The 11,023-nt window shown below is 35.3% G+C and carries 9 protein-coding genes; 6 read left to right on the forward strand and 3 right to left on the reverse strand.

Going from position 1 to position 11,023, the window contains the following annotated elements:
* Positions 1-129 precede the first annotated feature (129 nt).
* The 5 genes from GTZ96_RS15350 (at position 130) to GTZ96_RS15370 (ending at position 7,889) form a co-directional block, all read left to right on the forward strand.
* Positions 130-1,416 (forward strand): anthranilate synthase component I family protein, encoded by a 1,287-nt coding sequence (locus GTZ96_RS15350; protein ID WP_161644793.1) that lies wholly within the window; start codon positions 130-132, stop codon positions 1,414-1,416.
* A 17-nt stretch (positions 1,417-1,433) separates the two neighbouring features.
* The gene (tilS, locus tag GTZ96_RS15355; protein WP_161644794.1) at positions 1,434-2,744 is read left to right on the forward strand and encodes a tRNA lysidine(34) synthetase TilS; all 1,311 of its coding nucleotides are present in this window, start codon (positions 1,434-1,436) and stop codon (positions 2,742-2,744) included.
* Entirely contained in the window at positions 2,744-4,786 is a 2,043-nt protein-coding gene (locus GTZ96_RS15360; protein ID WP_161644795.1) for a protein-disulfide reductase DsbD family protein, read from the forward strand. Before tilS ends, GTZ96_RS15360 begins: the two co-directional genes overlap by 1 nt.
* Before the next feature lie 324 nt (positions 4,787-5,110).
* Complete coding sequence (locus tag GTZ96_RS15365; protein ID WP_161644796.1) at positions 5,111-6,400, forward strand: DEAD/DEAH box helicase; 1,290 nt, start codon at positions 5,111-5,113, stop codon at positions 6,398-6,400.
* A 346-nt stretch (positions 6,401-6,746) separates the two neighbouring features.
* Positions 6,747-7,889, forward strand: coding sequence for a pentapeptide repeat-containing protein (locus tag GTZ96_RS15370; RefSeq protein ID WP_161644797.1), 1,143 nt, complete (start codon positions 6,747-6,749; stop codon positions 7,887-7,889).
* Here the strand turns inward: GTZ96_RS15370 and GTZ96_RS15375 are convergent.
* From GTZ96_RS15375 to GTZ96_RS15385, 3 genes are all read right to left on the reverse strand, one after another.
* Positions 7,879-8,025, reverse strand: a complete 147-nt coding sequence (locus GTZ96_RS15375) for a hypothetical protein (RefSeq protein ID WP_181033215.1) — start codon at positions 8,023-8,025, stop codon at positions 7,879-7,881. The genes GTZ96_RS15370 and GTZ96_RS15375 overlap by 11 nt on opposite strands.
* An 82-nt stretch (positions 8,026-8,107) precedes the next feature.
* Entirely contained in the window at positions 8,108-9,223 is a 1,116-nt protein-coding gene (locus tag GTZ96_RS15380; RefSeq protein WP_161644798.1) for an IS91 family transposase, read from the reverse strand.
* Positions 9,202-10,113, reverse strand: a complete 912-nt coding sequence (locus GTZ96_RS15385) for a tyrosine-type recombinase/integrase (RefSeq protein ID WP_161644801.1) — start codon at positions 10,111-10,113, stop codon at positions 9,202-9,204. The genes GTZ96_RS15380 and GTZ96_RS15385 overlap by 22 nt, the downstream gene beginning before the upstream one ends.
* 142 nt (positions 10,114-10,255) lie before the next feature.
* On the opposite strand from GTZ96_RS15385, the gene GTZ96_RS15390 reads away from it, so the two are divergent.
* Positions 10,256-10,690 carry a hypothetical protein gene (locus GTZ96_RS15390; RefSeq protein ID WP_161644799.1) on the forward strand — a complete coding sequence of 145 codons (435 nt, stop codon included), beginning with the start codon at positions 10,256-10,258 and terminating at the stop codon, positions 10,688-10,690.
* The last annotated feature ends 333 nt before the right edge of the window (positions 10,691-11,023 follow it).

Genomic DNA, 11,023 nt, shown 5'->3' on the forward strand with positions numbered 1-11,023 from the left:
TGTCAAATATAAGAGGTTTTGGTAAGAAAAATCTTTTTTAATATTTATTTAACTATGCGCTGGTTTTGTGAAATTTCTACTAGAGAAGCTATTTTTTTTTATTGTAATTTTACCTTTTAAAATTTTACATTGAGAACATCCTTTAAACAAGACATAACGCATCTGGTCGATATCAAAAAGCAGCTTTTATTGTGGTCGCAACAATTTCGAGAAGTAACTTTTATGGATAGTAACCAATACCAACAAGAGTATTCCAGTTACGATTGGATTCTGGCTGTTGATGCTTTTACTTCTATAAAAACCGATTATTTTAATGCTTTTGAAGATTTAAAACAATACCAGCAAACCATTCAGGATTGGATTTTTGGTTATTTGTCTTATGATTTAAAAAATGATATTGAGACTTTAACGTCGGCTAATTTTGATGGTTTAGAATTTCCTGATTTGTATTTCTTTCAGCCTAAAAAACTCTTTTTAGCCAAAGGAAATGAAATCGAAATTCGGTATTTGAATTTTTGCGATGATGAATTTGAAGCCGATTGGGACGAAATCAAAGCAATTGTTACCGATTTTGAGACTTTTGATACCCATGTGCAAATTCAGCAACGAATTTCAGCTGAGGGCTATCGCGAAAAAGTGTCTAAAATGCTCGAACACATTCATCATGGAGATTTGTATGAGGCTAATTTTTGCATGGAATTTTATGCTGAAAACGCCCGAATTGATCCGTTGGAGACTTTTTTGAAGCTGAATAAAATTTCGAAACCACCTTTTGCGGTGTTTTTTAAGAATTACAAGCAATTTTTATTGTCGGCATCGCCAGAACGTTATTTGAAAAAAGAAGGGGAGTTGCTTATTTCTCAGCCTATAAAAGGAACGGCAAAACGATTTTTAGATCCAATTGAAGATGAAGAATCGAAAAATAAATTAGCCGCCGATGCTAAAGAACGTGCTGAGAATATTATGATAACCGATTTGGTACGAAATGATTTATCGCATACGGCTCAAAAAGGTTCGGTTCAGGTGACGGAATTGTGTGGAATTTATTCCTTTTTGCAAGTGCACCAAATGATTTCAACTATTACTTCAAAATTAGACCCGCAGTACACTGTAGTTGATGCTTTAAAACATACTTTTCCTATGGGAAGTATGACGGGAGCACCTAAGATTTCGGTAATGAAAATCATTGAAGAACTCGAAGAAACTAAGCGAGGTTTGTACAGCGGTGCCGTGGGGTATTTTACTCCTGATGGCGATTTTGATTTTAATGTTGTTATTCGAAGTATATTGTATAATCAGCAAAATCAATATTTGTCCTTTTCGGTAGGAAGTGCTATCACTTCGCTTTCTGTTCCTGAAAAAGAATACGAAGAATGTTTGCTGAAAGCCAAAGCGATGTTTGAAGTTTTAAAATAAGTTTTAATTTTTAGTATATGCTCAACAAGTTCAAAAAACATATCGATCAAAATTTTGCTTTTTTAGAAAAAAGCAAATTGCTGCTGGCTACAAGTGGCGGAATTGACAGTATGGTTTTAGTTCATTTGTTTAATGAATTAAAGCATTCTATTGCTTTGGCACACTGTAATTTCCAATTGCGTGGATTGGAAAGTTTTGGAGATCAGAATTTTGTTCAGGATTACGCTAATGCAAATGAAATTCCATTTTTTTTGACTCAGTTTGACACCGAAGCTTTTGCGAATGATTACAAGCTTTCGACTCAAATTGCGGCTCGGGAATTGCGTTACAATTGGTTTTATGAACTTTTAGAAACGGAGAATTACGATTACATTTTAACGGCGCATCATGCCGATGATAATATCGAAACCTTTTTAATCAACCTGAGTCGTGGAACTGGATTAGAAGGTTTGGTTGGGATTCCGGCTCAAAATGATAAAATTGTACGTCCGTTGTTGCCTTTTACAAGAGAAGAAATTTTGGAATATGCCAGTGAAAATAACATTCAGTGGCGGGAAGATAGCAGTAATGCTTCGGATAAATATTTGCGCAATAAAATTAGACATCATCTGGTGCCATTGTTGAAAGAATTGAATCCGCAGTTTGTGGAATCCTTTCAAAAAACACAGTCGTATTTGAATGACTCTCAGGAATTAGTTGAAGACGCTGCTATTATGGTGTATCAGCAAGTAGCAAGAGAAGAAGGTGAGACTATTGTTTTTGACTTGAACCAATTGCTGAAATTACCCAATTATAAATCTTATTTGTACCAATGGTTGCATGAATTTGGTTTTTCGGCCTGGGACGATGTTTATGGTTTGGTGGAGAGTCAATCAGGGAAGCAGGTTTTTTCAGCGGATTATCGATTGTTGAAAGACAGAGAAGTATTGATTTTGAGTCCAGTTTTTCAGGAAGAAGATAATGAAGTGTATTTTGTAGAAAAAAATACTCCGGCTGTTAATATTCCCTTAAATCTTACTTTTTGCGAAGCAGCGGTTATTTCAGATGCTTCAAATTCAATTATATTTGTTGATGAAGATAAGTTGGTTTATCCATTGGTTTTAAAAAAATGGAAAGAAGGTGATTCTTTTCAGCCTTTTGGAATGGATGGAAAGTCTAAAAAGTTAAGTAAGCTTTTTAAAGACGAAAAATTATCTTTATTAGAAAAAGAAAATTGTTGGGTTTTATGGTCGGCAGATCAGATTGTTTGGGTGGTTGGCATTCGACAAGATGAACGATTCAGAATCGATAATTCCACAAAAAACATATTAAAAATAGCATTGCAATAATGAAGAAACTATTATTTATACTTACCGCTTTTTTGGTTTTTACCAATGTAAATTCTCAAATTTTAGATCCTGTTAAATGGACAACCAAAATAGAACAAAAGTCAGAAGGTGTTTTTGTATTGACTTTTAACGCGGTGATTGAAAAAGAGTGGCACATGTATTCGCAGTTTACTCCAGATGGAGGACCGTTGCCAATGGAGCTTGTTTTTAAAAATCAATCAGGGAATTATAGTTTAATTGGCAAAGCCAAAGAGAGTAAAACTAAGACGGCTTATAATGATGTTTTTGAGGTAAATGAAACCTTTTTTGAAGGTAAAGCTCAAATTCAGCAGGAGATTAAACTAACCAATTTAAAGCTAAATAAGGTTGAAGTAGAACTTAACTACCAAGCCTGTAAAGAAGTGTGTATTAATCAATCTAAGAAATTTACTTTTCAAATTCCTGCTACTTCAATTGCTGTAGTTACTCCTAATCATAAAGAGAATCTTCTGAATGAATCAGTTCAAAATACAAAGCTTATTGATAGTACAAAAACAGATTCGATAACTCCTAGTCTTGGTGCAAGTGATATTGTGGTTGCTCCTGAAAAAGCAGCTATATCAAATACTACTGAAACTGTTCCAAGAAGTCTTTGGTCTATCTTTTTTGTTGCTTTTTTGTTTGGGTTTACCGCTTTGCTGACACCTTGTGTTTTTCCGATGATTCCAATGACGGTTAGTTTTTTTACCAAACAAAGTAAAACGCGTGCCAGAGGAATACGAAATGCTATTATTTATGGAGTTTCGATAATTGTAATTTATGTTTTATTGGGGTCGATTGTTACGGCTATTTTTGGTGCAGATGCATTGAATGCCTTGTCAACAAATGTTTGGTTTAATCTGTTGTTTTTTATTTTATTGGTCGTTTTTGCGATTTCTTTTTTAGGAGCTTTCGAAATTGTATTACCCAATTCCTGGGCAAATAAAGTAGATAGTCAAGCCGATAGAGGCGGAATATTAGGAATTGTATTTATGGCATTGGCCTTAGCCATTGTTTCCTTTTCTTGTACAGGACCTATCGTAGGAAGTTTGTTGGTTGAAGCCGCTTCTAATGGCGGTTTGGCACCAATAATAGGGATGCTTGGTTTTTCTTCGGCATTGGCTCTGCCATTTATGTTATTTGCTTTTTTTCCGGGTTGGTTGCATTCTTTACCAAAGTCGGGAGGTTGGTTGAACACGGTAAAAGTGGTTTTAGGATTCTTAGAATTGGCTTTGGCTTTTAAATTTTTATCGAATGCCGATTTGGTTTTGCAGTTACATATATTAGAAAGAGAAGTTTTCATCGCTATTTGGATTGCTGTTTTCGGAGCTTTAGCTTTGTATTTGTTTGGAAAAATAACCTTGCCGCATGATAGTCCAATGTCAAGTATTTCTGTTGGAAGATTACTAATGGGATTGTTAGTGTTGACCTTTACTGTTTATTTAATTCCGGGACTTTGGGGAGCGCCTTTGAAAATTATCAATGCTTTTCCACCACCGATGGAATATAGCGAAAGCCCAATGGGATTGAGTGTTTCGGGGAAAAGTGCGGCTAAAATTGATTTACCTGAAGGCGCAAAAATTGGCCCTCATGGATTAGTTGTTTTTGATAATTATCAAAATGGATTGACTTATGCTAAAAAAGTAAATAAACCCATAATGCTCGATTTTACAGGATTTGCTTGTGTAAATTGCCGCAAAATGGAAAACAATGTTTGGTCAGATCCTAATGTATTGTCTATTTTGAAAGACCAAATCGTTTTGATTTCGCTTTACGTTGATGATAAAAGAGAATTGCCAAAATTACAACAGTTTGTTTCTCCAACAACGGGTGCTGAAATTGAAACCATAGGGGATAAGTGGACTGATTTTATGATTTCTAAATACAAAACCAATACGCAGCCTTTATATGTGTTAACTGACTTAGAAGGTAATAGTTTAAATGCTGAGCAGCCAACAATTAGTTATGTAGGAGTTGAAGAATATTATAATTGGTTGAAAGCTGGAATAGCGAAGTTTAAGTAATAGCAATTAGACCTATAACTAATTTCATTTTTTTATCACAGAAGTACGATACAATAAAAATGATTGTAGATTTTTGATTAACGATTCTTGATTTCAGATTTACGAGTTCCTGAAAAACAAACGATTTTTTATTTACTAACATAAAATCTAAAATCAAGAATCGTTAATCTGTATTCAAAAATCCCTATAATCATCCCAGCCAGCCATCACTATCTTTTATTTAAGCAAAGTCAAGCAATAAAAAGCACATTGAAAAAATTAGCAGTATCTTCGCGCCAAATTAAAGAAGTACTCAAATTAGTGTTTACTTCATAAACACAATTTATGTCATTTAATTCATTAGGCTTATCTGATGCTTTATTAAAAGCTATCAGTAAAAAAGGATATACAGCACCTTCTCCAATACAACAAAAGGCAATTCCACCAATTTTAGAAGGTAAAGATGTATTAGCGTCTGCGCAAACTGGAACAGGAAAAACGGCAGGTTTTACACTACCAATATTACAATTATTATCGCAAGGACAACACTTAAGACAAAGACCCGTTCGTGCCTTAATATTGACTCCTACAAGAGAATTGGCTGCTCAAATATTTGCCAATATAAAAGAATACAGTGAATTTCTGGATTTGCGCAGCGCCGTAATTTTTGGAGGCGTAAACCAAAAACCACAAGCCGCACAAATACGTCAAGGTCTTGATATTTTGGTCGCGACTCCCGGTCGATTAATCGATTTGCAAAACCAAGGTTTAATATCGCTTGCCAAAGTTGAAATCTTAGTTTTAGATGAAGCGGATCGTATGCTAGACATGGGTTTCGTACGAGATATTGAGCGCATTATAAAAGTATTACCTTCAAAAAGGCAAAACTTGATGTTTTCGGCAACCTTTTCAAAAGATATTAAGAAATTGGCAATGGGTATTTTGCACCATCCCGTTCATGTTGAAGCAACCCCGGAAAACACAACAGTAGATGCTATTATTCAAAAAGTATATCCTGTTGCAAAGCAGAAAAAAACAGAATTGATCATTAAACTGATTACGGAAGGCAACTGGAAACAGATTTTGGTATTTACCCGTACCAAACAAGGGGCCAACAAACTTTGCGAAAGCATGATTAGTGCAGGTATTAAAGCAGCAGCTATTCACGGAAATAAAGGTCAGGGCGCACGAACTAAAGCCTTAGCCGGTTTCAAAAACGGAAGCCTAACCGCTTTGGTCGCCACAGATATTGCCGCTCGAGGTTTGGATATTCCATTATTACCGCATGTTGTTAATTTTGAATTGCCCAATATTCCTGAAGATTATGTTCACCGAATTGGTAGAACCGGAAGAGCCGGAGCAAGTGGAGAAGCTATTTCGTTAGTTAGTCCGGACGAAACCACTTTTTTACGCGATATAGAAAAATTGGTCGGCTTGAAATTGCCGAAAGAAAATATTAAAGGTTTTGAGCCAGATCCTAATGCTTCAACCGAACCTATAAAACAAGGTCAAGGCAGACCACAACGTAATTCGACTCCTAAGAAACCAAAAACGGATAGTACAAACCGTAGCAGCAATAACAGCTTTGGTCCAAGACGTCCAAATACCAATAATGACAGACGTTCTAATAGATAATAGCTAAGAAATTAAGATTTTTTAGGAGCAGCATGATTTTGTTTTTTAAGGAAGTCTCCTCCCGCTATACACTACAATCTCCCGAAGAAAAATCGGGAGGATTTTCGTTTCTACCTGCCTGTCGGCAGACAGGTCGGGGCTATTTAGAGCGTTATATTTTCAAAATATCATTTTGCAAATTCATTTCACAAATCTAAAATAGCCAAATGACTTGTAAGAAAAAATCAATATATTTGAAAAATCATAAAGCGAAATAAACCTTCGCGTATACACCCAAATTAGGGTAGATTGGCGAAGGTTTGTTTCGCCTATATACAAGTTAGCGGTAAGACTAAACAACATATAAGTGGAACCAAACAAACAACATTTAGAATTACTTTATAGTGGCCATGAGAAATGGAACAAGTGGCGTTTAGAAAACCCCGAAATGAAACCCGAATTTGTTTGGGCGCAATTAGATGGTTTAGACTTGTCATATTATAATTTTAAAGACGGTGATTTTAATGGAGCTTCGCTATATGGAACAAATTTTTCATATTCAAATTTAGAAAACACCAATCTACAAGAAGTGATTGCCGATAATGCTATATTTATTGGGGCAAATCTAAATGACGTTCAAGCCAGTAATATGCAAGCTTGCGAAGCCAACTTTGAAAGCGCTATCCTTACTAATTGGTTAACTTATGACGCAAAATTCTACGACTCAAATTTTGAAAACGCAAACTTATCCAATTCCGAATTATCAGGTTGTGAATTTAATACTGCAAACTTAGAAAGCGCAAATTTTGAATTTTGCGATTTAACACATTGTAATTTCACACAAGCTAATTTACAAAATGCAATTTTGAGAAACTGCATTTTAGTTGGATGTCATTTTGTTGACAATATTTTATATGGCACTGATTTATCTTATTCGAATATTTATGGAGTATCTATTTGGAACGTTTCAACTAATGAAAACACTATTCAAAATGATTTAATAATAACTGCTGAACATGAACCAGAAATAACTTTAGACAATATTAAAGTTGCTCAGTTTGTCTATTTACTTTTAAATAATTCTGAGATTAAAGATATTATAGAAACTGTTACATCAAAAGTTGTTTTAATCTTAGGAAGGTTTACTCCTGAAAGAAAGCTAAAACTTAATGAAATAAAAGAGATTTTACGAAGCCATGGTTATGCTCCAATAATTTTTGATTTTGAAAAACCTTCGAATAGGACAACTCAAGAAACAATAACTACAATTGCAAGATTGAGTAAATTCATAGTAGCAGATATAACAGATCCAAAAAGTATTCCGCAAGAGCTTTTAGGTATTGTTCAAAGTATGCCATCACTGCAAGTTATTCCAATTATTGAAAAACCAAATGAACATTGGGGAATGTTTGACCATTTTTTAAAATATGAATGGGTTTTGCCTATAGCAGAATATGATAACAATATCAAAGAAATTTTATTGGAACAGATTCAGAAGATTAACGACTAAGTCCTACCGCTAACAGCAAAGGTTTCGTTGCGTGCGTAGCACCAACAATGAAACCTGTGTTGAACGGAACCGCTGTCATTCCGCAACTATGGGTTTTTTGATAAAATATTTTTAGCCTTTCAAGAGGATTCAGCATCCTCTTTTTTTTTTGAGAAGTATTTTTGTGCGTTTCCGAGTGTTTTTCTTCACTTTTGGGCATACATACCCTTACCCATAATTTAGCTTTTATAGGGACTTGTGTTTTGGCTACCGCCAAGATACCAAACAGGCGGACCACGCTGATCAAAAACAGCTATCGTATGTAAATTGCCCACTTTACAACAAGGACATTTGGGTAAAAAAGGCTTCTTTTCTACTTTTTCTAATACTTTTACTTGAAGTTTTTCCTGTAAAAGCTTTAGCTTTTCACGCTTCCAAGTACTGCTCAGAAAACCATAATGGCGAATTTTTACAAACCGTTTGGGTAAAATATGCAACGAAAACCGTCTAATAAACTCCCCGTGCGTAAGGGACATTTGTTTTTTGACTCCCGCCATTCGATAATCCTTGTAATCAAAAATCACGTTTTGAGAATCAATATTCCTGATTCTATGGTTACTAACAGCGATTTTACGGGTATATCTCCCCAAATATTCCACCACCGATTTTGAACTTCCAAAAGGTCGCTTGGCAAATACCACCCAATCTTTTCTCCATAATTCCTGCCGAATTTGTTCGTAGCCAATCGGATTTTTCGCCTTGAGTTTTTCGCAATATTTAGCCCTAAAAACCTTGGATAATGCCTTGACTGAAAATAGAAAATTGCCTTTGGAGTCGCTGTTTTGCCATTGTCCCTCTTTATTTACTCCTCCTCCAGGCACAATGCAATGCAGGTGTGGATGCAAACTCAATTGCTGTCCCCAAGTGTGTAAAACGGCAATCATACCCATTTGAATTCCCTTCTTTTTACCAAAAGTTTGTAGTGTTTCCCAAGTCGCTTCAAACAAGGTATCGTACACCATTTTAGGCTGGTGCATCGCTAAGGAATTGATGCTATCAGGCAAAGTAAAAACCGCATGAAAATAAGGAACAGGCAAAAGTTCTGTTTCTCTTTTGGATATCCAATCTTCTCGATTTTCACCCTGACACTTCGGGCAATGACGGTTGCGGCAACTATTGTAGCTAATGCTCATATTCCCACAACTATCACAGGCATCAATATGACCGCCCAATTGTGATGTTCGGCATTTTTTAACTGCTGACAAGGTTCGAAGCTGCCAAGTATTTAAACCTAAATTTTCTATTCTTGCTCCTAACTTTTGCAGTACATCGGCTACTTCAAATTTTGGCTGCATTGGGCAAAGAGCGTATCAAGGGGACTGAACTTTTGCTGACTCTCTAATTGTGCTATCTGCAAATACTCTAAGGTAGTCTCTATGTTTTGGTGTCCCAAAAGCTCTTTGAGGGTCATAATATCCATCCCGTCTTCCAAAAGATGGGTAGCATAAGAATGTCGCAGCGAATGCACATGAACTTCTTTAATTATACCAGCTGATTTACTTACTTGTTTGATAACCCACTGCACTCCTCGCTGGGAATAACGACTATCAAAATCGCCTCCTCCGCGACCAACAGGCTGACCATTAAAAAGATAATCTTGAGGTTTTTCTGCTTCAATGTATTTTCTTAAGCCTCGTATTAAGTGAATCGAAAGCGGAACATAACGGTCTTTTTTGCCTTTGCCTTGAACGACCTTGAGCTGTTTGCGATCAAAATCCAAATCCTGCAAACGTACTGAACGCACTTCCATACAACGAAGTCCACAACCGTAAAGAAGTCCAATTAGAATTTTGTGCTTAAGTAATTTAGCATGTACGAGCAGCGACCAAACTTCTTCTTTACTCAAAACAACTGGAAGTTTCTTCTCGTGTTTTATCGAAGGTAAACGAAGATACTCATAAGGCAAGCCTTCGGATTTTAATAAAAAACGAAGCCCGTAAACACAATGCTTAAAATACGTTTGAGAAGGTGTTTTAGACTTTTTTTGAAGATAAAACAGGTAGTCATGAACTTGTTCGGCATCGAGCTCCGTTGGGATTTTTCCAAAATACAAGGAAATAGAAGCTACGTGACGAGAATAATTAGTAAAAGTACTTTGGCTTCGACCTAAGACCGAAACCGTGCGCTCAAAACGATCTAGTAGCTCCTCAAAACCGGGAACTTCTCGTTTGGCTTGATTGAGAATTTTATTTTCTCTTAAATCTTCTGGATGCTTTTTTTTGTAACCATAACTTACGAAATTTAATTATATTCGTAAGGTACTAAAACTACGATAAGTGCTACCGAAGGTTTAGTTCAACATACGCTACAAGCTAAAAGAGCCTTAAGTGAAAAAAGACATCTCTATTCAAAATATAACAATTGCGTCTATAAAACGCTCTGCGATGGATATTAATACTTGGACATATTCTAAAATAGTTACGGCAGAAACTGAAAATAAGTATATTGACTTTGAATTGGATAAAAATGAGCTTCCAATCTTTGAAATAAAAAGTCAAGCTAAACATACTTTAATAACAACTCGTCAGATTTTAGAGATAGAAAATAACAAACTTAAATCAATAGATTTTGAATCAATTGATGATGTGATTTTTAGAGATTTTAAAGGCATTGTAAATAAACCAAAATTATCAATCTTTAGAATTGTTGATATTTACGGAGAACAAATGGATTTTCAAATGGAAACAGGAAAAGCTTCAATTGGATTAATTAAAAGTGTAAATACTGTTATAAATTTAAAAAGGCAATCTTTAAATGAATAGTAAAACTCAAAAATGTGACGAATGCAAAAGTCTTTATTTTTCAGAATCATCAGAAATGACTTCTTTATGTCCTGAATGCTCATTTTATTTGTATGAAAAGAAAAATTGCGAGCACAAATTTGAAAATGGCAGATGCATAAACTGTTATTGGAACGGAAAATCATCCAAATATGTTAATAATTTAAAAAGCGATAAATAGCCTGTACCTAACAGTTAGAGTTTCGTTGCGTGCGCAGCACGAACAATGAAACTCGTGTTGAACGGAACCGATTACACATCCGTCACACTATGGAGTTATCGTAAAATAAATTTGTAGATTTTCAAGAGGATTTT

Origin of the sequence: Flavobacterium undicola, assembly GCF_009909155.2 — a bacterium.
Classification (GTDB): Bacteria; Bacteroidota; Bacteroidia; order Flavobacteriales; family Flavobacteriaceae; genus Flavobacterium; species Flavobacterium undicola.